Annotated in this window: 24 protein-coding genes; 7 read left to right on the top strand and 17 right to left on the bottom strand. The window is 71.6% G+C overall.

What is annotated here, in order from left to right; translation table 11 throughout:
- Positions 1 to 16: 16 nt before the first annotated feature.
- Both AB0C12_RS42515 and AB0C12_RS42510 read left to right on the top strand, forming a co-directional pair.
- Positions 17 to 1,366: a DUF4832 domain-containing protein gene (locus AB0C12_RS42515; RefSeq protein ID WP_360556755.1), complete on the top strand. Its 1,350-nt coding sequence runs from the start codon at positions 17 to 19 to the stop codon at positions 1,364 to 1,366.
- A 149-nt stretch (positions 1,367 to 1,515) separates the two neighbouring features.
- A complete protein-coding gene (locus AB0C12_RS42510) occupies positions 1,516 to 2,112 on the top strand; it encodes an endonuclease domain-containing protein (protein ID WP_360556753.1) in 597 nt (198 codons plus the stop codon).
- A gap of 72 nt (positions 2,113 to 2,184) precedes the next feature.
- Here AB0C12_RS42510 and AB0C12_RS42505 read toward each other — a convergent pair whose 3' ends face one another.
- From AB0C12_RS42505 to AB0C12_RS42485, 5 genes are all read right to left on the bottom strand, one after another.
- Positions 2,185 to 2,979 carry a MarR family winged helix-turn-helix transcriptional regulator gene (locus tag AB0C12_RS42505; protein ID WP_360556752.1) on the bottom strand — a complete coding sequence of 265 codons (795 nt, stop codon included), beginning with the start codon at positions 2,977 to 2,979 and terminating at the stop codon, positions 2,185 to 2,187.
- Between the two features lie 133 nt (positions 2,980 to 3,112).
- Positions 3,113 to 4,033 carry a hypothetical protein gene (locus AB0C12_RS42500; protein ID WP_360556751.1) on the bottom strand — a complete coding sequence of 307 codons (921 nt, stop codon included), beginning with the start codon at positions 4,031 to 4,033 and terminating at the stop codon, positions 3,113 to 3,115.
- Between the two features lie 14 nt (positions 4,034 to 4,047).
- Positions 4,048 to 4,509 (bottom strand): SRPBCC domain-containing protein, encoded by a 462-nt coding sequence (locus AB0C12_RS42495; protein WP_360556749.1) that lies wholly within the window; start codon positions 4,507 to 4,509, stop codon positions 4,048 to 4,050.
- 10 nt (positions 4,510 to 4,519) lie between these two features.
- The gene (locus AB0C12_RS42490; protein WP_360556747.1) at positions 4,520 to 5,164 is read right to left on the bottom strand and encodes a dihydrofolate reductase family protein; all 645 of its coding nucleotides are present in this window, start codon (positions 5,162 to 5,164) and stop codon (positions 4,520 to 4,522) included.
- A gap of 1 nt (position 5,165) precedes the next feature.
- Positions 5,166 to 5,504 carry a metalloregulator ArsR/SmtB family transcription factor gene (locus tag AB0C12_RS42485; RefSeq protein ID WP_360556746.1) on the bottom strand — a complete coding sequence of 113 codons (339 nt, stop codon included), beginning with the start codon at positions 5,502 to 5,504 and terminating at the stop codon, positions 5,166 to 5,168.
- Positions 5,505 to 5,598: 94 nt separating this feature from the next.
- Here AB0C12_RS42485 and AB0C12_RS42480 point away from each other — a divergent pair, with 94 nt between their 5' ends.
- Complete coding sequence (locus AB0C12_RS42480; protein WP_360556744.1) at positions 5,599 to 6,060, top strand: GNAT family N-acetyltransferase; 462 nt, start codon at positions 5,599 to 5,601, stop codon at positions 6,058 to 6,060.
- 4 nt (positions 6,061 to 6,064) lie between these two features.
- On the opposite strand, the gene AB0C12_RS42475 is transcribed toward AB0C12_RS42480, so the two are convergent.
- Positions 6,065 to 6,478: a TrmH family RNA methyltransferase gene (locus AB0C12_RS42475; protein WP_360556742.1), complete on the bottom strand. Its 414-nt coding sequence runs from the start codon at positions 6,476 to 6,478 to the stop codon at positions 6,065 to 6,067.
- Positions 6,479 to 6,878: 400 nt separating this feature from the next.
- Here AB0C12_RS42475 and AB0C12_RS42470 point away from each other — a divergent pair, with 400 nt between their 5' ends.
- On the top strand, positions 6,879 to 8,105 hold the full coding sequence (locus tag AB0C12_RS42470; RefSeq protein ID WP_360556740.1) for an Ig-like domain-containing protein: 1,227 nt from the start codon (positions 6,879 to 6,881) through the stop codon (positions 8,103 to 8,105).
- Here AB0C12_RS42470 and mnhG read toward each other — a convergent pair.
- Genes mnhG through AB0C12_RS42430 form a run of 8 tightly spaced genes read right to left on the bottom strand, consistent with a single transcriptional unit; the run spans position 8,102 to position 15,180 of the window.
- Positions 8,102 to 8,482, bottom strand: a complete 381-nt coding sequence (mnhG, locus tag AB0C12_RS42465; protein WP_360556739.1) for a monovalent cation/H(+) antiporter subunit G — start codon at positions 8,480 to 8,482, stop codon at positions 8,102 to 8,104. The genes AB0C12_RS42470 and mnhG overlap by 4 nt on opposite strands.
- Positions 8,479 to 8,739: a monovalent cation/H+ antiporter complex subunit F gene (locus tag AB0C12_RS42460; protein ID WP_360556738.1), complete on the bottom strand. Its 261-nt coding sequence runs from the start codon at positions 8,737 to 8,739 to the stop codon at positions 8,479 to 8,481. The genes mnhG and AB0C12_RS42460 overlap by 4 nt, the downstream gene beginning before the upstream one ends.
- Positions 8,736 to 9,314 (bottom strand): Na+/H+ antiporter subunit E, encoded by a 579-nt coding sequence (locus tag AB0C12_RS42455; RefSeq protein ID WP_360556736.1) that lies wholly within the window; start codon positions 9,312 to 9,314, stop codon positions 8,736 to 8,738. Before AB0C12_RS42455 ends, AB0C12_RS42460 begins: the two co-directional genes overlap by 4 nt.
- Positions 9,311 to 10,831 (bottom strand): Na+/H+ antiporter subunit D, encoded by a 1,521-nt coding sequence (locus AB0C12_RS42450; protein ID WP_360556735.1) that lies wholly within the window; start codon positions 10,829 to 10,831, stop codon positions 9,311 to 9,313. Before AB0C12_RS42450 ends, AB0C12_RS42455 begins: the two co-directional genes overlap by 4 nt.
- Positions 10,828 to 11,238, bottom strand: a complete 411-nt coding sequence (locus AB0C12_RS42445; protein ID WP_360556734.1) for a Na(+)/H(+) antiporter subunit C — start codon at positions 11,236 to 11,238, stop codon at positions 10,828 to 10,830. The genes AB0C12_RS42450 and AB0C12_RS42445 overlap by 4 nt, the downstream gene beginning before the upstream one ends.
- Positions 11,235 to 14,063, bottom strand: a complete 2,829-nt coding sequence (locus tag AB0C12_RS42440) for a Na+/H+ antiporter subunit A (RefSeq protein WP_360556733.1) — start codon at positions 14,061 to 14,063, stop codon at positions 11,235 to 11,237. The genes AB0C12_RS42445 and AB0C12_RS42440 overlap by 4 nt, the downstream gene beginning before the upstream one ends.
- A gap of 42 nt (positions 14,064 to 14,105) precedes the next feature.
- Positions 14,106 to 14,588 carry a TrkA C-terminal domain-containing protein gene (locus AB0C12_RS42435; protein WP_360556731.1) on the bottom strand — a complete coding sequence of 161 codons (483 nt, stop codon included), beginning with the start codon at positions 14,586 to 14,588 and terminating at the stop codon, positions 14,106 to 14,108.
- A gap of 16 nt (positions 14,589 to 14,604) precedes the next feature.
- Entirely contained in the window at positions 14,605 to 15,180 is a 576-nt protein-coding gene (locus tag AB0C12_RS42430; RefSeq protein WP_360556730.1) for a hypothetical protein, read from the bottom strand.
- Between the two features lie 90 nt (positions 15,181 to 15,270).
- Between AB0C12_RS42430 and AB0C12_RS42425 the strand changes: the two genes are divergently transcribed.
- Positions 15,271 to 15,777 carry a MarR family transcriptional regulator gene (locus AB0C12_RS42425; protein ID WP_360556729.1) on the top strand — a complete coding sequence of 169 codons (507 nt, stop codon included), beginning with the start codon at positions 15,271 to 15,273 and terminating at the stop codon, positions 15,775 to 15,777.
- A 50-nt stretch (positions 15,778 to 15,827) separates the two neighbouring features.
- Here AB0C12_RS42425 and AB0C12_RS42420 read toward each other — a convergent pair whose 3' ends face one another.
- From AB0C12_RS42420 to AB0C12_RS42410, 3 genes are all read right to left on the bottom strand, one after another.
- On the bottom strand, positions 15,828 to 16,157 hold the full coding sequence (locus tag AB0C12_RS42420) for a TraR/DksA C4-type zinc finger protein (protein WP_360556727.1): 330 nt from the start codon (positions 16,155 to 16,157) through the stop codon (positions 15,828 to 15,830).
- A gap of 145 nt (positions 16,158 to 16,302) precedes the next feature.
- Entirely contained in the window at positions 16,303 to 17,559 is a 1,257-nt protein-coding gene (locus AB0C12_RS42415) for an FAD-binding oxidoreductase (protein ID WP_360556725.1), read from the bottom strand.
- Positions 17,560 to 17,650: 91 nt separating this feature from the next.
- Complete coding sequence (locus tag AB0C12_RS42410; protein WP_360556724.1) at positions 17,651 to 18,559, bottom strand: universal stress protein; 909 nt, start codon at positions 18,557 to 18,559, stop codon at positions 17,651 to 17,653.
- A gap of 292 nt (positions 18,560 to 18,851) precedes the next feature.
- On the opposite strand from AB0C12_RS42410, the gene AB0C12_RS42405 reads away from it, so the two are divergent.
- Both AB0C12_RS42405 and AB0C12_RS42400 read left to right on the top strand, forming a co-directional pair.
- Complete coding sequence (locus AB0C12_RS42405) at positions 18,852 to 19,703, top strand: universal stress protein (RefSeq protein ID WP_360556723.1); 852 nt, start codon at positions 18,852 to 18,854, stop codon at positions 19,701 to 19,703.
- 37 nt (positions 19,704 to 19,740) lie between these two features.
- Positions 19,741 to 20,034: a DUF3040 domain-containing protein gene (locus tag AB0C12_RS42400; protein ID WP_360556722.1), complete on the top strand. Its 294-nt coding sequence runs from the start codon at positions 19,741 to 19,743 to the stop codon at positions 20,032 to 20,034.
- Positions 20,035 to 20,158: the final 124 nt, after the last annotated feature.

The raw sequence follows: 20,158 nt of genomic DNA, 5'->3' as shown, positions 1-20,158 counted from the left end.
GGACTGAGGAACCCCCATGCGCAGATCTCCACGCGCCGTCGTCGCCCTCCTGACCGCCCTCACCCTGACCGCCGGCACGCCGGCCGCCGCGGATCCGGCGTGGACGTCGCTGTCCTACGCCTCCGCCCCGGCGGACAACCCGCTCAAAGGCTTCCTGCCCTTCGCCGGCGACCACCAGACCTTCCCGCACAGCATGGAATGGTTCTACCTGCCGCTGAGCGACGTGATGACCGGACCGCGCACGTTCGACTGGACCGCGTTCGAGACCCAACTGGACGCCATCGCCGGCCGCGGGCACCAGGGAGTCTTCCGGTTCTACCTCGACTATCCCGGCCGGCCCAGCGGGATCCCCCGGTACCTGCTCGACCGGGGGCTGCGCACCCACCCGTACACCGATCTCGGCAACGACGGCGTCAGCGTCGCCCCCGACTACAACGACCCCCGCCTGGTCGCGGCCCTGGAGAGCTTCATCACCGCCCTCGGCCGCCGGTACGACGGCGATCCGCGGATCGGCTTCATCACCCTGGGCCTGATCGGCTTCTGGGGCGAGTGGCACACCTGGCCCCACGACGGCACGACCGAGCCGGAGAACTGGATGCCGAGCGACGACATCCTCGCCCGGATCCTGCACCGCTACGAGGCCGCGTTCGACCGGACCCGGCTGCTGGCCCGCTATCCCAGCGCGCAGAACAAGAACCTCGACATCGGCTACCACGACGACTCGTTCGCCTTCGAGACCCTGCCCCCGACGTCCTGGCACTTCGTCCAGCGGCTGATCGACGAAGGCGTCACCGGCAAATGGCGCCGCCAGCCCATCGGCGGCGAGCTGCGCCCCGAGATCCAGTCCTGCCTGTGGGACCAGCCGATCAGCTGCGCCCAGTACGAGGACTACGCCGCATCCGTGGCCCAGACCCACGCCTCCTGGCTGATCAACCACGCCGCGTTCACGGGGACAGGCCTCACCGGCGACACGTACCAACGGGCCGTAGCCGGGGCGAAGTCACTGGGCTACGAGCTGACCGTCACCGAGGCGAACCTGACCCGCGACCGGGTGTCGGTACGCATCGCGAACCGAGGCGCAGCGCCGTTCTACTACGACTGGCCCGCCGAGCTCGCCGCCGTCGACCACTCGGGGCGCGTCGTGCGGCGCTGGCCCACCCGGTGGACCGTGGCCGGCATCCAGCCCGGCGAGAAGCCGGCCCAACTGTCGACCCGGATCGACATTCGGGGGCTGCGCCCGGGCCGCTACGACATCGTCATGCGCCTGCCCAACCCCATGCCGGGCGGTATCCCGCTGCGGTTCGCCAACACCGGTCAGGACACCGTGTCCGGCTGGCTCACCCTCGGCTCCCTCAGAGCCCGATAGCGCGGTCCGGTGCCCGCCGGCAGCTTCGGCGGGCACCGCCGCCTGAGTCTCTCTCGCAATCGGTCGCCCGGGTAACCGGCGCGCGCGGCCGAACCGGCAAGGTCGATGCCACCACCGAACTGTCGTAGCCACCCGGCATCATCTGCTGCATGCCACCCCGCTTCACGCGCCGCGCGCAAGTGCCGGCCCCACCGCCTCGCCGCGGCGGGATGACCGGCTTGCGGGCGACCGCGCCGATTCACCTCGAGTCGTCGGGCCCGGACTTCTGCTGCCTCGCGATGCCCGCCGATCCCCTCACCAGGCACCGGATGAGCGCTGAGTCCTACACGGCGTTGCTACGCGCACAGGGCGGTGTCTGCGCGATCTGCGGTCTCGGCCTCTCCAGGACCTTCGGTAAGGGTGCGGCCGCAAGAAGCGGACCGGCGCCGCTGTTCATCGATCACGACCATGTCTGCTGCTCGCGCGGCAGCTGCGGGCGGTGCAACCGAGGACTTCTCTGCTCCGGATGCAACGGTGACCTCGGCGCGTTCGAGGGCAGAGGCCTGGAGTACATCGTTCGCATCCGAAATGCCCGCTGGGTCGCAGCTGCTCTCGCTTACTTACGCGCCCACGGCCACGACCCGACCGACCCGGCCCGCCGGGCTGCGGTGGATCGCAGCAGACATGAGCGTGCCGAACGGCTCGGAACTCAGTGCACCTGCGGCCAGTGCATGCCTTTGCCTGCGGTCCGGAAACCCGGTCGCTGATGCCGAGCAGCCCAAGTCCCCGGGCCGGCGGCCAGGCGGGCAGCCGGGTCGTGGTCGCCGACTCCTCGCCGCTCAGTTGCCGGCGGTCCGGACCAGGGCGGCGATCGGTTCGAGGCCCGCGATCAGCTCGTCGAGCTCGTCCGCGCTCAGCACCTCGTACGCCGGCGCCGCCAGCTCGTCGGTGCGGGCCTCGATCCGCTCCCTGATCTCGCGGCCGGCGTCGGTGAACCCGCCGGCGGCGTCCACGAGCCCACGGTCGCGCAGCCCGTCGACGACAGCGGCCAGCTGCGCCTTGGGCAGGTGGTGGATCCGGCCGAACTCGTGCGCCCTCATCCCGAGCGACAGAGCGAGCAGCACGTGCGCCTCGGTGCCGCCGATGCCGTGCGCGACCAGGACCGCGTTGTGGCCGTCCCCGCGGTGCTCGCGCAGCAGCGTCGCCGCGTGCCAGAGCTGGGCCACCGGCTCATCCGGCACCTCGAGTGCCTTGAGCCCGGCGTACAGCACCCGGCCCTCGGTCGGCGCGCTGACCGCCGCCCGGGTGGCGAGGGCAGCGGCCCGTACCAGACCCGGCGAGTCGGCCAGCTCTCCGATCGTCTGCCGCAACGCGGCCGCGCTGCCCCGCTCGCGCACGGCGATCGCCTCCTGCGGGGTGACCTTCCCCCAGACCCACGGGATGTGGCGGGCCACCTCACCGTCGGCGAAGTTGTAGAAGACCGCGTGCACCACCTCGGCCGGTGCCGGCCCCAGCGGCGCCGCCCGGCCCGCGAAGTATCCGTCCCAGTAGTTGCGCATGCCCAGGGCCAGGAACGCCTCGTTCGGCCCCTCGGAGAAGGTGACGGTGGCGATCGGCTCGACGAGCTCGAACATACGGTGAACCTTGGCGTGTGGATGCGACATCGGCCCGCCCCTCCCATGGTCGTGACGACGCCCCGGTGGGCGGCGTTCACCGTAACCACGAACAGTCCGGCCCGGATCCGACATCACACAGCCAGGGTCGGCCTCATTGCTCGGACGGGTCGGCGATCACCACGAACATCGGCGGCTCGCCGTAGTCGTGCCGCTCCCGGGGCCGGCCGGGAGGCAGCGCGGGAGCCACCGCGTGGAACACCGCTTCCGCGGCTTTCATCCCGTAGTCGGCGAAGTCCTCCGTGGCCAGGAGCCAGAGCCCGCCCTCGGTGAGTGGCTCCACCTCGGCGAACGCGCCGGTGGCGGCCAGCGCGGCGGCGCCACCGAGCTTGTCCGCGAGCTCCTGCGCGGCGATCGTCAGCCAGGCGTAACCCCGCAGCCGCTCACGGGTCTGCGGAATCGCCAGTTGGGCGTTCTTGGCCGGCCCGACGGAGCATCTCTCCAGCCCGGTGTTGCCCTTGTCCCGCCAGTAGTCGATCTGGCCGAAGCTCGGGTTGAGCCGGTCCGCGGCCTGCCGGATCGCACCGAGCCAGCGCTGCTGCTCGGCCCGTCCGGAGTCCGGGTCGGTGAACTCATCGGCCGGCACCTGAGCGTCCAGGACCAGCCAACCCTGGTTGTCGCGCAACGGCCACGCCTTGGCGTACAGCAGCCGGCCGCCGAGGAACCCGTTCTCGGTGAAGCGCCCGATCCACACCGTCACCTTCTCCGGCAGGTCGGCCAGCTCGCCCTGCAGCCACTCCAGGCCCTCGTCGGACAGGTGGCGACGCTCGGTGCGCGGGTAGCCGCCGTCGATCGACCGGTCGACCTCGATCAGGCCGTACAGCTGGCCCGGCTCGCCCTGCGGGCGCTCCGCCAGCGGGTTGATCCGGGTGGCGGCCGGCAGGCCGGCCAGCTCGGCCCGCTCGGCGGGGGTCAGCGCCCGGGTCAGCGTGTCGAACCAGACGTACGCCGCGTCGCCGAGCGGGCCCCGGCTGGTGTCGACGTTCAGCTGCGCTTCAAGCCAGAACTGGGTCATCCTGCCACGGCCACTCACCCCAGGTATCGGCCCAGCGCTTCGAGCAGGCCCCGGGTGCCTCGCTCGCGCCCGGGCCCGTCGGCCCAGAACTGGTCGAAGAACACGCCGTGCTCGATGTGCGTGAACCGGGTGCCGTCGTCGATCGGATCGAACTCGAGCGACGCCACCGACGTCGACATGTGCGTCCCGTCGAGCCACATGTCGTACGTCGTCACGATACGGACGTGCTCGACGATGTCGGTGTACGTGGCCTCGTACCGGGAGAGCGGTCCGTTGTGGAACTTGCCCTCGGCGACGTCGCGTCCGCCGACGCGGAAGTCGAAGGCCCACTCCCGGGGCTCCATCGCGTCGCCGGCGCCCCACCAGGACAGCTTCTGCTTCTCCTCGGCGAACGAGTCCCAGACGCGCGCGACGGGAACCGGGTAGTCACGGGTCAGGCTGAAACCGGAGCGGGCGAGCCGGCGTTCGATCGTCATCGGCGGGGTCCTAACGCGCGAAGGTGACGTGGATGGTGCCGCTCTCGGCCACTTCCGTCGTCACCTTGTGGGTGGTCTCGAGGCCGCGCAGGTCGTCCCACAGCCGGGTGCCCCGGCCGAGCACGATCGGCGCGATCATGACATGCAGCTGGTCGACCAGGCCGGCGCGCAGGAAGTCGCGGGCGGTGCTCACCCCGCCGCCGACGCGTACGTCGAGACCGCCGGCCGCCTCGGTCGCCTCGGCCAGCACGTCCTCGATGGCGGTGTCGCGGAAGTGGAACGTGGTGCCACCCGGCATCGGGATCGACGGGCGCGGCGCGGTGTGGGTCAGGACGTAGACCGGAGTACCGAACGGCGGCTCGTCACCCCACCAGCCCTTCCAGTCCGGGTCGTCGGGGAACGTGTGCAGCCCGAACATGGCCGCACCCATGATCTCGGCGCCGATCCCCTCGAAATGCGAGGCGGCGTAGGAGTCGTCGACACCGGTCGTGCCGGCGCCGCTGGTGTCAGCGAAGACGCGCTGGTGGAACGTGCGGGTCGCCGCGTAGGCCGCGGTGAGAGGCCCCCAGTCCTCCCCCATCGGGTTGTCCGGCGCCTGGCCGGCCGAGGTGTAGCCGTCGAGCGAGGCGAACAGGTCGATACGAACACGGGTCATGTCAGGTTTCCTTCGGGTTGGTCCGGGTCAGGTGGATGCCGAGCCGGTCGGCCTGCCGTTCCGCCGGGGTGCGCTGCTCGTCGAGCCACAGGTGCAGGACGTCGAGGGCGCCCGGCCGCAGGCTCACGGTGCGGACGCGGCCGTGCTTCTCCGAGGTGATCAGCCCGGCGTCCTCGAGGACGCGCAGGTGCTGCATGAGCGACGGCAGGGCCATCGAGAACGGGGCCGCGAGCTCGGACACGACGGCCGGCGACCTGGCCAGCCGCTCCACGACGGCCCGGCGCGTCGGATCCGCAAGCGCGCGGAGCACGGCGTCGAGATCGTCGTGATACTTAGGCACGCGCCTTACTATTGCCGATGACCAGGCCTCCGTCAACCGTCGGGGCCGGCCGATCGTTTCGCGGTACGGGGTGGCGTTGCTTCATGATGGGCGGGTGAGCAACCTGACCATCCGGCCCCTGACCATCCGAGCCCGGCGGTCCGAGGACCTCGGCCAGTGTGTGGAAGTGCTGCGTGAGGTGCGCCTGGCCGACGGTTATCCGCTGAAATGGCCGTCGGATCCCCGGGCCTGGCTGGACCGGCCGCAGCTCGACCAGGCCTGGGTCGCCCAGAGCTCACCCGGCGTCATCGACGGGCACGTCGCCGTGCGGAACGGCCGGGAGGTCACCCGCCTGTTCGTGGCGCCGGCGGCCCGGCGCCTGAAAGTCGCCAGCGCTCTGCTCGACCACGTGAGCGTATGGGCCGGCGGCCGGCTGATCCTCCACCTCGTCGACAAGCCGGACTCCCCCGCGGCCGCGTTCGCCGAGGCCACCGGATGGCGGTACACGCACACGACGACGGCAGCCTGGAGCGGTCCGCGCGGAGAGACGGTGCGACTGCGGCACTACGTCCGGTGAGCGGTCAGGCGAGTCCGGCGAGTTTGTAGAGCACCAGGGAGCCGGCGACAGCGACGTTGAGGCTGTGGCCGGTTCCCACCATGGGGATCTCCACCGCGTAGTCGAGCAGGTCGAGCGCCTGAGGTGGGATGCCGGTGGCCTCGTGGCCGAGGACCATGACGGTCCGCCGGTCGGCGACGGGCACCTCGGCCAGCCGGATCGCTTCGTCGGCCAGTTCCACCCCGACCATGCGCGAGCCGCCGGCCCGCTCGGCCGCCAGCCAGCCGGCCGGGTCCCCGACCCGGTGCACGCAGCTGGGCCGGCGCAGCGTGTTGCCCCGGGCGAGGGCTTCATCAACCCACCGGTACGGCGGTACGGCCAGACACGCACCCACCGCGTCGCAAGTGCGCAGGAGTGTGCCGAGATTCGTCCCGTGCATGGGCCACAACGCCGCCGCGATCAGATGTCCCCAGCAGCGATGCCCGCGGCGTCGCCGGGCGGCTCGGAGGTCCTTACCGGACCGTACCCGGATCGCGGGGCTCACCGCTCCGGAGCGACCAGGCTCCTCGGATCAGAAGTCATCAGACAGGGCACTTCGCGGCGCACCCGGGCCATCATCGGCAACAACGTCGCGGTGAGGATAGCCGCGGCAGGCCGAGCGGGCCACCGAGTTCCTGGATGAGTTGTCACACCGTCGATCGATCCGGGCTACCGGCCGGCATCCAGATCTGTCAAGATGATCCTCTTTCGAAGACGGACGCAACGTTTCGGGCCCCGCTCCCGTCTAGGAGGGCAGGGCCCTGGATGGCGCCGGTCGGCTTCCCTCGAATGTGAGAGTAATGATTCAGCGACGCAAGGTGATCATCGGCGCGGTGGGCATGGCCGCGGTTGCCACGGCGGCCGGGTGTTCCTCATCCGGCAAGGCGGACGACAACGCAGGCTGGGTCGAGCCCGCGGCGAACATCGAGCAGGCGGTCGCTACGCCTGTCAAGCTGAGCGTGACGCCGGCGGACGGGGACGCCGATGTTCTCCCGGTGAAGCCGATCGTCGTCAGCGCCGCGGACGGCAAGCTCCAGTCGGTCGCCGTCACCGCCGGTAAGGCCAAGATCGACGGCAAGATGCAGGACGACGGGACCTGGCAGTCGAGCGAGGACCTCGCGTACGGCAAGAAGTACACGGTGACCGTCACCGCCGCCGACAGTGCCGGCAAGGCGACCACCGAGACCACCACCTTCACCACGTTGAAGCCGGAGAACGTCGCCCGGGTCACGTTCCAGGCCAACGGCATGCTCGCCCTCAAAGAGGGCAAGACGTACGGCGCCGGGCAGCCGGTGATCGTCGCCTTCAGCCGCGCCGTCAACAAGAAGGCGGCCGAGAAGGCCATCGAGATCACGACTCTGCCCGCGGTGAAGGGCAAGTTCTTCTGGAAGGACGACAAGACCGTGCACTGGCGGCCGGCGAAATACTGGGCCGCCGGGACGACCATCAAGGTCAGCGTCAACATGTACGGCGTGAAGCTCGGCAAGACGACGTACGGGGCGAAGAACGCGTCCACGAACTTCCGGATCGGCCGGCAGCTGATCGCCGTCAGTGACAACCGGACACACCTGACCAAGGTGTACATCAACGGCAAGCTCGTTCGCACGATGAAGAGCAGCCTCGGCAAGGGCGGCGGCACGACCGGGGCGAACGGCGAGCGCATCAGCTACTGGACGGCGGGCGGTCCGCACGTCGTGCTGGGCAAGAAGCGCAAGCACACGATGAGCTCGGCCAGTTACGGCGTCACCGACCCCAAGGACCCGAACTACTACGTGTCGGAGAACATCGAGTTCTGCACCCGGATCAGCTACTCGGGTGAGTATCTGCACGCCGCGCCGTGGAACGGTTCGCTGGGCCGGGCCAACCTGTCGCACGGGTGCATCAACCTCACCACGGCCGACGCCAAGTGGGTCTACAACAACTTCCTCGTCGGCGACATCGTCGACGTCAAGAACACCCCGCGCGAGCTCCCGATCTGGAACGGCCTGGGCGACTGGACGGTCCCGTTCGACCGGTACGGCAGCTAGCGCTCCGGGGACCGATGCCGCGGTTCCGGTCCCCCGTTCGTGCGGTCGTCGGCCAGTTCGTCGACCACCAGCAGGTCGGCCCGCACCTGCCCGGACCGGTAGACCGCCCGGCCGATCATGTGCGCGGCGACCGGTGCGGTGACGAGCTGGAAGACGCCGATCAGCACCAGGGTGGTGATGTCGATGGTGTTCTGCAGCCGCAACGCCGTACCGGCGAGGATGAGCAGCAGGCCCAGCACCTGGGGTTTGGTCGCCGCGTGCATGCGGGAGAGCAGGTCGGGAAAGCGCAGCAGGCCGACCCCGGCGGCCAGGCTGAGCAGCGCGCCGGAGATCAGGCAGGTGCCGGCGAGGATGTCGGCGACGGTCTGCCCGGTCATCGCCGGCTCCGCGGGGAGAACCGGGCGACGCTGACCGAGCCGATGAAGCCCAGGATCGACAGGACGACCAGGATCGGCAGCGACGTCGCGTCGCGGGTGTAGGCGGCTTCGGCGGCGATCGCGCACACCACGATGGCCAGCAGCACGTCGACGGCGACGATGCGGTCCAGCGTGGTCGGTCCGCGCACGATGCGGACCAGCACGAGAGACACCGCGGCGAACAGCAGCGCGGACACGGTGATACCGACGATGATCACGGGTGGTGCTCCCTTCCGGCCGGGGCCCGGCCGTCGAGCATGCTGATCTCGGCATCGGAGCCGATGGCCCGGACGATGCGCGCCTCGGTCTCGTACACGCTGCGCCGGAACTTCTCGACGGCGGCGCGGTCGGAGACCCCGATGACATGGATGTACAGCGTCGTGGAGGCCTGGTCGGTGTCCACGATGAGGCTGCCGGGCACCAGCGAGACGGCCTCGCCGGTCAGAGTGAGGACGAGGTCGGACGGGACGCGCAGCGGCACCCGGATGATGGCGCTGCGGGGCTGGTGACCGAAGCGGAACGCGAGCACGGCCAGTTGCCCGCTGGCGGCGACCAGGTCGGTGAGGAACCGCCCGGCGAGGCGCAGCAGCCCGAGCGGACGCGGACGCCCGGCGAAGGTCACCGGCGGCAGCGGGAAGACCGCGAGCACGACGGCCGACACCAGGATCCCGCTGATCAGGTTGGCCCAGGAGAAGACCCCCCACAGCAGCATCCACCCGGTGACCAGCACGGCCGTCGTGACGATGCGGTCACGCCAACGGGTACGGGCGGTCGCCGGCGCTGTCCGGCTCATGGTGTCTCCTCCCCGAAGACGGCACGGACGTACGGTTCACGGTCGCGCAGCTCCGCCGCCGCCCGGCTGGTGACGTCGAACAGGGGTCCGGAGACCACGGTGAGACCGGTGCCCAGCACGACGAGCGCGAGCGTCGCGCCGACCATCAGCCGCGGCAGCACCCGGCCGGTGACGGGGCTCGCCGCGGCGGCTTCCGGCTCGCGGGGCGTACGCCAGAAGGCCAGGTTCCAGACGCGGCCGATCGCGTAGAGGGTGAGCAGGCTGGTCACCACGCTGCCGCCGACCAGCAGCCAGGCCAGCACGCCGTCGGCGGCCACCCCGGCCTGCAGCAGCCCGAGTTTGCCGAGGAATCCCGAGAAGGGCGGGATGCCGGCCAGGTTGAGGGCGGGCAGGAAGAACAGCACGCCGAGGACCGGGGCCAGCCGGGCGAGCCCGCCGAGCCGGTCCAGGGTCGTGGTGCCGCCCCGGCGCTCGATCAGCCCGGCGGCCAGGAACAGCGTGGTCTGGATGATGATGTGGTGCACGACGTAGAAGATGGCGCCGGACAGCCCGGCGTCCGTGGCCAGCCCGATCCCGAACAGCATGTATCCGATGTGGCTGACCAGGGTGAAGGACAGCAGCCGCTTGATGTCCGACTGCGCCACCGCGCCCAGGATGCCGACGATCATGGTGAGGAGCGCGGCCACCAGCACGATGCCGGAGGCTGGGCCGTCGGGGAACAGCAGCGTCTGGGTGCGGATGATCGCGTAGACGCCGACCTTGGTCAGCAGGCCGGCGAAGACCGCGGTGACCGGCGCGATGGCCGTCGGGTAGCTGTCCGGCAGCCACGCCGACAGCGGGAAGACCGCGGCCTTGATCCCGAAGGCGAGCAGCAGCATGCTCTGCAGGCCGAGTTGCAGGCTTTCGGGCAGCGCGTCGAGGCGGCCGGCGAGCTGCGCGAGGTTCAGCGTGCCGGTGGCGGCGTAGATGAGGCCGATCGCGGTCAGGAAGATCAACGAGGACAGGAGGCTGACCACGACATAGGTCGTGCCGTCGCGGATGCGGCTCTCGGTGGCGCCGATGGTGATCAGCACGTAGCTGGCGGCGAGCAGGATCTCGAAGCCGACATAGAGGTTGAACAGGTCACCGGCCAGAAAGGCGTTGGTCACCCCGGCGGTGAGGATCAGGTACGCCGGGTGGTAGACCGACACCGGCGTGGCGTCGTCCCCGTCGGCCAGACCCTGACCGATGGAGTACACGAGCACGCAGAGGGTCACCGCGGCGGAGACCACGAGCATCAGTGCCGCGAGCCGGTCGGCGACGAGCACGATGCCCAGCGGCGCGGCCCAGCCACCGACGTCGACGACCAGCGGTCCCCCGCCCGCGGTGAGCGCCAGCAGGGCCACGGCGACGGCGAGGGTCGCGCTGAGGGCGAGCAGGCTCACCGACCGTTGCAGATTCGGATGCCGCCGCAGCAGCAGCGTCACAGCCGCGCCGACCAGCGGTATGACCACCGGCAGCGGAACCAGCCAGGTCATCGTGGGGTCCCTTCGGTGGTGGGGTCGTCCTCGTCCTCCAGGCCCTGGTCCCGTTCGGCCCGCTGCATGATCCGCCGGTCCTCGACATCGTCCTGCACGTCGTCGTGACCGGTCAGCAGCCAGCTGCGGTAGGCCATGGCCAGCAGGAAGGCGGTCATGCCCAGCGTGATCACGATCGCGGTCAGGATCATCGCCTGGGTCAGCGGATCGCTCATCTCGTCCTCGGGGGTGCGGCCGACGATCGGTGGTCCGCCGTACGCGCCGCCCAGCAGGATCAGCAGGTTCACCCCGTTGCCGAGCAGCGTGATGCCGAGGATGACCCGGGTCAGGTTGCGTTCCAGCAGCAGGGTGACGCCGGCGGCGAAGAGCACACCGACGACGATCACCAGAACCAGGTTCGGGCTCATACCAGCTCCTCCTCCGGCCGGGCCTCGGCCGCGACGCGCTCGGCCTGCTCGTGCCGGTCGATCTCGGCGCCGAGGCTGCGCAGAATGTTCAGGATCACGCCGATGACCACGAGATAGACACCGACGTCGAAGAACGTCGACGTGACGAAATGGACGTGCCCGAGCACCGGAAGGTGCCAGTCCAGCAGGGCGCTCTGCAGCACTTCGCCACCGAGGAACATGGCGGTCAGACCGGTGCCCAGCGCGATGAACAGGCCGGTGCCCAGCACCGCACCGGCGTCGACCGGCGCGGCCGCGTCCAGCTCGTGCCGGCCGCCGGCCAGGTAACGCAGGACCAGGGCCAGCCCGACGACCAGACCACCGGCGAAGCCGCCGCCCGGCGCGTTGTGCCCGGCGAACAGCAGGTATACGGAGAACAGCACGATGGTGTGGAACACCAGACGGGTGACCACCTCGAGGATCGGTGAACGCAGTCCCGCGTCGAGGGTGTGGCCCGCCATCAGCCAGACCTGGCCCCGGGGCGGGGTGGGCGGTGGTGGCCGCCGCGGGCGCAGGAGCCGCGGGGAGCCGCCGAAGACCATGCTGGCGACCCCGATGGCCGCGACCAGCAGGACGGAGATCTCGCCCATCGTGTCCCACGCCCGGATGTCGACCAGGGTCACGTTCACGATGTTGCGGCCGCCGCCGTACGAGACCGCGGGTTCTCCGAAGGCGGTGGAGATCGCGGTGGCCTGACGGCCCGCGGTGGCGACGTAGGCCAGGCCCGAGACGACCGCGCCGACCGCGATCCCGATGGCCACCCGGATGCGCCGGCTCGCCACCAGGGGGCGTACCGAGAAGTGCCCGGGCAGCCGCCGCAGCACCAGCACGAACATCACCATCGTGCAGGTCTCGACCAGGAACTGGGTCAGCGCCAGGTCCGGCGCGCCGTGCAGGACGAACAGGACCGCGGTCGCGTACCCGGTCACGCCGACCAGGACCACCGCGGCCAGCCGGCGCCGGGCCCGGGTCGCGAACACGGCCGCGACGACCAGCACGGCCGCCGGGACGAGCTGCAGCGGGTTGTCCCACAGGTGGAACCGGCCGGGCCAGGGCCGGCCGGCCACCAGGGCACCGCCGCCCAGCACGACGAGCACGAGCAGGATGGTGCCCAGATAGACCGGTAGTGAGCCGCGCTGGGTGGCCCCGGTGACCTCGACCGCGAGCCGGCCCAACCCGTCCGCCGACCGCTCATAGCCGGTGGCTCCGTCCATCGGCAGCCGCAGCCGCCGCCACCACCGGGTCCGCAGGGTCAGCCCGAACACGGCTGCACCTGCGGCCAGCACCAGCGCGGACAATGCCAGCGCCGGCGTCAGACCGTGCCATACGGCGAGGTGGTAGCCGCCCTCATCGCTGTAGAGGCCGGCATAACCGGCCAGCAGGCCGTCGAGCGGCGCGGCGCCCAGCCCGGCCACGAGGCCGCCGGCCGCCAGCAGCGCCGCCGGCGCGAGAAAGGCCCAGGACACCCGATGGACCGTGCGGGGAGCCACTGCCGGCTTGTCGGAGAACGCACCCCAGAGAAAACGCAACGTGTACGCGACGGTCAGCGCGGATCCGCTGACCACGCCGGCCAGTACGAGCTGTTCCCACCGGCCACCGTGCAGGAACGCCTCGAAGATGGCCTCCTTGCCGACGAAACCGGCCAGCGGCGGCACGCCGGCCATCGAGGCCGCGGCGAGGACGGTGACCACCCACAGCGCCGGGGCCGAACGCCGCAGGCCGCTGAGCTCGCGCAGGTCACGGGTGCCCGTGGTGTGGTCGATGATGCCCACCACGAAGAAGAGGGCCGCCTTGAACATCGCGTGCGCCAGCAGCATCATGGCCCCGGCCAGCGCCGCGTCCCGGAAGCCGGCCCCGAGGACGACGACCAGCAGACCGAGCTGACTGACGGTGCCGTACGCGAGCAGCAGCTTCAGGTCGTGCTGACGCAGCGCCGTCCAGCCGCCGAAGAGCAGGGTGACCGTGCCGGCGATCAGCACTGTCGGACGCCAGGACGCGGCGTCGGCGAGCGCCGGGCCCAGCAGGGCCACCAGGAACACGCCGGCCTTGACCATCGCCGCCGCGTGCAGATAGGCGCTGACCGGCGTCGGTGCGGCCATCGCCGCGGGCAGCCAGAAGCTGAACGGGAAGATCGCCGACTTGGAGAGGGCGCCGAGCAGCAGCAGGATCACCGCGACCGCGAGGTAGCCGCCGTCCGGCAGTGCGCCCACCACCTGCGACCAGCGGTAGGTGCCGGCGTGCTCGCCGAGCATGATGACCCCCACCAGCATCGCCAGCCCGCCCAGCGTGGTGACGATCAGCGCCTGCAGGGCGGCCCGCCGGGCGGCCCGGCTGCTCGGGTCGTGCCCGATCAGCAGGTAGGAGAAGACCGTGGTCAGCTCCCAGAAGACGTACAGCACGATCAGGTTGTCGGACACGATCAGGCCGAGCATCGCACCGGCGAATCCGACGAAGACCCCGGCGAAGCGGCCCGATCCCGGCTCAGCGGCGGTGAAGTAGCGGCCACAGTAGACCAGGGCCAGCGCGCCCACGCCACCGACGAGCAGCACCATCAGCCAGGACAGCGTGGTCATCCGGAAAGCCAGCTCGAGGCCGAGCCGGCCGGCCCACGGATACACCTCGGCGACCGCACGTCCTTCGCGCATCGCGGCGGTGTGGGTCAGCGCCCAGCCCAGCCCGGCGGCCGGCACGAGGGCCAGGACGGAGAACGCGCGCAGGCCCAGCCACCGCACCAGGGGCGGCGCGAGCATCGCCGCGATGAGGTGAACTGTCAGCAGTACGAGCATGCGTCGTCCCTTCTCCACCCGCGGTCTCGCGCGGGCGGCGGGTCAGCCGTCGATCAGTAGTTCCCGCAGCGCGGCTGTGGCCGCGTCGTCGCCGACGGCGACGACGCCGTCGCCCGGGAGGAACTCGAAATCAGGCCGGGGTGAAGGAATCACCCGGCCGTCGCGGACCACTGCCACGACGGAAGCGCCGGTGCGGGTACGGGCGCGGGTGTCGCCCAGGCTGCGCCCGCAGTACGGCGAGCCCGCCGCGACCGGGATGCGCACGGCTTCCACGCCGTCGAGCCCACGGGCCAGGGCGGTCACCTGGTCCACAAAGACCGGGAGGTCGAGCAGGTGGGCGACTGTCCGGGCCTCGCTCTGGTCCAGCTCCACACTGTGCAGCACCCGTTCGGGGTCCTGCGGGTCGTAGGAGATCAGGTCCCGCCGGCCGCTCAGATGAGCCAGCACGCCGATGTGTTGCCCCTCGGCTGTGGCGAGCGAGTACGCCACGCCCGTCCCGGGCAGTGCGGTTCTCTGCAGCTCCATGAGTCGGCCTCCAGGATCAACATGTCGTCTCGGATCCAGCGGTGTCAACCACCGCGGTGGGGCCGGCGGACCTGGCGTCGCGGTGGCTCCGGCCGGTCGGGCACCCGCACAGCCTCGGCCGTGCAGGCCGGGTCGACCTCGACGGCGGATCGCTGCCCCGGATCACGCTCGGGCCGGCTTGTCCGGTCCGTTGGTCGACGGCCCAGTGGGTGAGCAACCCGACCAGGCCGCCGAGGAAGGCACCGATCAGCAGGCCGCCCAGCAGCACGCCCGGCCAGGCGGGCCCGGCGATGAACAGCCCGAGCACCAGCCCGGTCAGCAGGCCCAGCCAGGCGCCGAGGCCGGCACCGAGCAGCACCGCCCGGGCCTGGTGGCGGCCGGTCCGGTCGGTGCCGGTCTTGTCGGGGCGGGCGGTCGCCGGCTCGGCCCGCAGACCGGTCCCGACGATGCCGACCCGTTCGACCGGGAACCCGGCGCCGGAAAGCCGGCCCGCCATGCGCTCGGCCTCGCGACAACTGCCGAACTCCGCCGAGCGGTGGACGGACTCCCCGGCCGGACGCGTGCCGCGGATCAGGACCGCCATGGTGACCACGACTGCTCGCCACCCTCCAATAGTTGGTATGGCCCAACCATATCGCACATAGTTGGTTGGGGCAAACCAACTGGTGGTAATCTCCGGCACGTGCTCCCCGACGACACCCGACCCGCCGAACGGGTCCAGGAGGCGTTCACCACCCTGCTGTGGTGGGCCCATCGCGGCGACGTCCGCCGATCGCTGCTCGGCGCCGCGGCGCAGACCCTGTCCACCAACGACATCACGCTGCTGCGGATGATCGTCAGGCACGGCCCGGTCCGCGTCTCGGATCTCGCCTCATGGCACGGCGTGGACAAGTCGACGGTCACCCCCCAGGTGCACCGCCTCGAAGAGCGCGGCGTCGTCACCCGCCACAGCGATCCGGGCGACCGGCGAGCGGTCCTGCTCACCGCGACCGACGAGGGCCGGCAGCGGCTGCAGACGATCGACCGGGCCGGCGTGCGCCTGTTCGAGAAGGCCCTCGACGGCTGGTCCGACACCGATCGCGGCACCCTGGCCGCCCTCATGCAACGGCTGGCCGACGAGCTCGCCCAGGCGCCGCAGGACAGATCGCCGAGGCGGGGGCCTGGGACCGCGCCGGCCGCCGCCGTGTAATTGACCGGGGTTGCCGTGTCGCCTCGGCGGCACGGCAACCGCCGCCTACGTCATCCGTTGGCCCTCTCCTGGCACGGCACGCAGAAGCGGGCGTGCGGCAGCACCTCGAGCCGCTCCACCGGGATGGTGCGGTCACACTTCTGGCAGGCGCCGTAGGTGCCCTCGGCGATGCGGTGCAGGGCGCCGGTGATCTGCTCGATGGTGCGCCGGGTGGCGACCAGCAGTTCGGCCCGGTTGTGGGCCTCGCCGGGGTCTCCGGTGTCGGCGTTGATCTCGGTCAGTTCCCGCAGCCGGGCGGTCTGGGTGGCGAAGTCGTCCGACAAGGACGCGCGCAGGTCGGCGAGCCGGCCGTGGTCGCCGGTCCGGTGGTCGATGCTCATGGGATTGCCTTTCGAGGAAGCGGGATGACAAAAGGGGCCGAAGCCGCGTGGCTTCGCCCCGGTGGTCGTTCATGGCGGCAACGGCCCCGTGGGAGGGCCTCGGCCGGTTCGCGCCGGGCGCGACAGCCGGTGCGCCGGCTGCCGGTCAGCGCAGCGGGTCGAACGGCGCCAGCTCGGGCGGCGCCTCGCCCTTGAGCACGGTCTGGGCCAGCAACTGCCCGGTGACAGGACCGAGCGCGATGCCCCACATGCCGTGGCCGCCGGCGACGAACACCCGCGGAGCGGCGGTCGGTCCGACCAGCGGCAGCCCGTCCGCGGTGCACGGGCGTGAGCCCACCCATTCGTCACGGCGGTCGTCGAGGTCCACGCCGGCCAGGAACGGGCGTACGGCCTCCACAACGGCAGCGATCCGCCGCGGATCGAGGGCGTCGCCGGGGCGCCGGAACTCCATCATCCCGGCCACCCGCAGCCGGCCGCTCAGCGGCGTACAGGCGACCCGCTGCCGCGGGAAGTACAGCGGCCCGGCGGGCATCCGCGCGGCCGGCACGCTGAAGCTGTAGCCGCGACCGGCCTGGACCGGCTGCCGCACCCCCAAGCGTGCGGTCAGGGCGCCCAGGACAGCCCCGGTGGCGACCACCACCGCGTCGTGCCGGGCCTGTTCGCCGGATCGGCGGACCACGCTGACCTCGTCGGGCCCGGGCCGCAGGTCGGTCACCTCGGCGTCTTCGACGATCCGGCCGCCGCGGGCCCGCACCGCCGCGGCCAGGGACCGGACGTACTCCGGCGGGTGCAGGTAGCGCTGCCCGCGAATCTCCACGGCGGCACCGACCTGACCGGTCAGCGCCGGTTCCATGACCCGGGCCCGGCGGCCGGAGACCCGGTGGTAGTCGACGTGCTGACCGGCGGCGCCGATCTGCTCCAGCTCGGCCAGCAGACCGCGGGCGTCGCGCTCGCGGGCGAAGCAGGCGAGGAAGGTGGCCGCCTTCGTCGTGGGCGCGGTGACGCCGCCCGCGGCCAGCACGTCGAACGCCTCCAGCGCACGCTCGTTGAGCGGGACGTAGGCGGCCATCCCGCGTTTCCAGCGCCGAGCTGTGCTGTGGCTGACGAACGAGGCGAGGAAACGCAGCAGGTTCCGGTCGGCCCTGAGCGGCAGATACACCGGTGACCGGGGGCTCAGCACCGCCCGCAGGCCGTAGCGCAGCACTGCCGGCTCCGGCAGGGGTGCGGTCAGCGCCGGCGTCAGCCATCCGGCGTTCCCCCAGGACGCGCCCGCGCCGACCTGCTGCCGCTCGTACACCGTGACCTGTACGCCGGCCTCCTGCAGGAACCAGGCGGTGGACAGGCCCACCATCCCCGCCCCGATGACCGCGACCTCGCCGGGCGAGCCACGCCCTTGATACACGGAAGACACGTCGTACCTCATCTCTGCGGTTGCACCGACCCACCATCGTCTCCGCGGGCCGGCCGGCCGGCGAGGGCCGGCACCGGCCGATCTACGGCCTCACTTCCTGCCGACGCCCGGCAATCAGCCGCCCCTCCCGGCCGCTCCCCCGGCGCGGACGCAGGGCGGTCCGCGGTTCCGGGTGGACGATCATGACCGGGCAGTCGGCGTGGTGGAGCAGCTGCCGGCCGACCGAGCCGAGCAGGCTGCCGACCAGCGCGCCGAGCCCACGGCTGCCGACGACGAGCAGCCCCGCCTCGCGGGACACGTCGATCAGGTTCTTCACCGGGCTGCCCGGCTCGACGAGGGTCCTCACCCGCACGGCGGGGTACCTGTCCCGCCACGGCGTCAGGGTCGCCTCGAGGTCACGGACCACGTCCCGCCGGACCGCGTCCGGGTCGTAGGGCAACGGCGGCACGGCCATCCCGTACGGCGGCATCGGCATGGGGTAGCTGCGCACCACGAGCAGTTCGCCGTCACGCCGCTGCGCCTGGTCGAACGCCAGCGCCAGAGCGCGGTTCGCCGCGGCCGAACCGTCGACGCCGACCGTGACCGGGCCGGACGGGGTTTCGCGCCGGCCGCGGACGACGACCACGGGACCGGTCGCCCGGGTGACCACCCGCCGGCTGACCGAGCCGAGCAGCAGGCTGGCGAAGCCTCCGTGCCCCCGGTTGCCGACCACCAGCATGGCCGCGGTGCGGCCGGCCCGCAGCAGGACCGAGGCCGGATCACCGACGACAGCGGCGCCGGACACCTCGACGCCCGGCGCCATTGCCCGCGCCTCCGCGACGGCCGCGGCCGTGATCTCGCCGGCCTGTCGCGCGCTGACCTCCGGCGCGTCAAAGGCGGTGACAATCCTCAGTGGAGCGTCCTGGCGCCGGGCCTCCGCGGCGGCCCACCGCAACGCGGCCCGGCTCTGCTCCGAGCCGTCGACGCCGACGATGAGGTTGAGGTGTCTCATCTCTGCCTCCAGTGCTGGGAAACGGGTCCGCAGCACCATGGTTGTCGCGACTCCGGCGACCGGGCAGGTGAGCGAGCCACCAATCCGGGCGCTCTTCGTTGCGGACGGCCGGCAATCAACGTGGCCGCCGAACCAGCCCATTGCCGGTGCCCGGCAGTCCACGGTCGCCGACTTGTCCGCCGTGGAGCCTGCCGGTGAGCCGCGGCCGAGCCCATGGTGGAAGTGGCGGCTGCGATCGCCGGCCACCGCCCGGTCAGCAGAGGGCTCCGAGACGGATCAGAAAGGAATCATCATGCGTTCCGCTTCACCGCTTCCGGTACTGGTCGGATTCGACGGTTCGACGGCAGCTCTGTCGGCCGTTCACCACGCCGCCCGGGAAGCGCAGCGGCGCGGCTGTAGCCTGCGGATCGTGCACGCGTTCGGCTGGCCGGTGATCCTGCCGCCGTTCCACGCGCCCTACGATCAGCATGATCAGGGTCCGCGGTCGGCGATGCTGGATCTCCTGGCGCGGACCGCGCACGAGGTCCGCGCCGATCACCCGCTGGTGGCGGTGACCACCCGCCTGATCGACGGATCACCCGGCGGGGTACTGGTCGACGCCTCCGGCGATGCCCAGCTGCTCGTCCTCGGCCATCGCGGGCTGGGCGGGTTCGCCGGGCTTCTGGTCGGCTCGGTGGCCACCCAGGCCACAGCCCATGCCCGCTGCCCGGTCGTGGTGGTACGCGGAAACCGTCCGCCGGAAGGCGCGCCGATCGTGCTCGGCACCGACGGCTCGCCCGGGGCCAACCGGGCGGCCGAGGTCGCCTTCGCGCAGGCGCAACTCCGCGACGTCGAGCTGATCGTGGCCCACCATCAGCCGGCCGGCAGCAGCTCCGCGTTCTGGGCCACCGCGGGCGACGCGGGTGCGCTCGGGGCCGGTACGCGCCATCCCGACGTCAAGTACCGCACCGAGGTCGTACCGGGCGACTCGGTCGCGGCCGCGTTGATCGACCTCGCGCACCGCACCGCGGCCGGCCTGCTGGTCGTCGGTACGCGGGGCCGGGGCGGATTCCGCGGCCTGGTGATGGGTTCGACGTCGCGCGGCCTGATCGAGCACGCCTCGTGCCCGGTGCTGGTGGTGCCCGCGCCCCGGGACGTGCACTGACGCGACGACACCGTCGCCGACCCGAAGGGAGACAGACATGCTCAACGACGCCGAACAGCGCCGGTTGACACAGATCGAACAGGATTTGCGGTCCGACGATCCGGAGTTCACGCAGCGATTCGGCCGGCTCCCGCTGCGCTCACCCCAGGAATGGCGGGGCATGACCGCACGGGGGTGGTTGCTCGCGGCCGCGCTGGTCATGGGCTTCGCCGTGCTGATGGGCAGCCGCGGGATGGCGCTCATCGCGGTGTGCGTGGCCGCCGTGAGCGGCGGCATCTGGCTGACCCACCACCTCCGCTCCCCCGACGACCGGACACCGCCACGGCCGTAGCCCGGTCCGGGGCAACGGCAGGAGGAAGCGTCGGACCTGCCCGGTGTCGCCTCGCGCACCGGCACGGCACAGCCGAGGGCGGTACATCGGAACGCGCTCGCGACGATGCACTCCAGCGGCCCAC

Origin of the sequence: Actinoplanes sp. NPDC048967 (assembly GCF_040649415.1) — a bacterium.
In the GTDB taxonomy this organism is placed as follows: Bacteria; Actinomycetota; Actinomycetes; order Mycobacteriales; family Micromonosporaceae; genus Actinoplanes.
Note: the sequence above shows the minus strand (reverse complement) of the source record. Positions and strands in the feature narration are given on the sequence as shown.

What these genes read in the sequence shown, in the direction of transcription:
- AB0C12_RS42515 (WP_360556755.1), top strand. Translation starts at nt 17, where the DNA reads ATGCGCAGATCTCCACGCGCCGTCGTCGCCCTCCTGACCGCCCTCACC.
- AB0C12_RS42510 (WP_360556753.1), top strand. Translation starts at nt 1,516, where the DNA reads ATGCCACCCCGCTTCACGCGCCGCGCGCAAGTGCCGGCCCCACCGCCT.
- AB0C12_RS42505 (WP_360556752.1), bottom strand. Translation starts at nt 2,979, where the DNA reads ATGTTCGAGCTCGTCGAGCCGATCGCCACCGTCACCTTCTCCGAGGGG.
- AB0C12_RS42500 (WP_360556751.1), bottom strand. Translation starts at nt 4,033, where the DNA reads ATGACCCAGTTCTGGCTTGAAGCGCAGCTGAACGTCGACACCAGCCGG.
- AB0C12_RS42495 (WP_360556749.1), bottom strand. Translation starts at nt 4,509, where the DNA reads ATGACGATCGAACGCCGGCTCGCCCGCTCCGGTTTCAGCCTGACCCGT.
- AB0C12_RS42490 (WP_360556747.1), bottom strand. Translation starts at nt 5,164, where the DNA reads ATGACCCGTGTTCGTATCGACCTGTTCGCCTCGCTCGACGGCTACACC.
- AB0C12_RS42475 (WP_360556742.1), bottom strand. Translation starts at nt 6,478, where the DNA reads ATGCACGGGACGAATCTCGGCACACTCCTGCGCACTTGCGACGCGGTG.
- AB0C12_RS42470 (WP_360556740.1), top strand. Translation starts at nt 6,879, where the DNA reads ATGATTCAGCGACGCAAGGTGATCATCGGCGCGGTGGGCATGGCCGCG.
- mnhG (WP_360556739.1), bottom strand. Translation starts at nt 8,482, where the DNA reads ATGACCGGGCAGACCGTCGCCGACATCCTCGCCGGCACCTGCCTGATC.
- AB0C12_RS42455 (WP_360556736.1), bottom strand. Translation starts at nt 9,314, where the DNA reads ATGAGCCGGACAGCGCCGGCGACCGCCCGTACCCGTTGGCGTGACCGC.
- AB0C12_RS42450 (WP_360556735.1), bottom strand. Translation starts at nt 10,831, where the DNA reads ATGACCTGGCTGGTTCCGCTGCCGGTGGTCATACCGCTGGTCGGCGCG.
- AB0C12_RS42445 (WP_360556734.1), bottom strand. Translation starts at nt 11,238, where the DNA reads ATGAGCCCGAACCTGGTTCTGGTGATCGTCGTCGGTGTGCTCTTCGCC.
- AB0C12_RS42440 (WP_360556733.1), bottom strand. Translation starts at nt 14,063, where the DNA reads ATGCTCGTACTGCTGACAGTTCACCTCATCGCGGCGATGCTCGCGCCG.
- AB0C12_RS42435 (WP_360556731.1), bottom strand. Translation starts at nt 14,588, where the DNA reads ATGGAGCTGCAGAGAACCGCACTGCCCGGGACGGGCGTGGCGTACTCG.
- AB0C12_RS42420 (WP_360556727.1), bottom strand. Translation starts at nt 16,157, where the DNA reads ATGAGCATCGACCACCGGACCGGCGACCACGGCCGGCTCGCCGACCTG.
- AB0C12_RS42410 (WP_360556724.1), bottom strand. Translation starts at nt 18,559, where the DNA reads ATGAGACACCTCAACCTCATCGTCGGCGTCGACGGCTCGGAGCAGAGC.
- AB0C12_RS42405 (WP_360556723.1), top strand. Translation starts at nt 18,852, where the DNA reads ATGCGTTCCGCTTCACCGCTTCCGGTACTGGTCGGATTCGACGGTTCG.
- AB0C12_RS42400 (WP_360556722.1), top strand. Translation starts at nt 19,741, where the DNA reads ATGCTCAACGACGCCGAACAGCGCCGGTTGACACAGATCGAACAGGAT.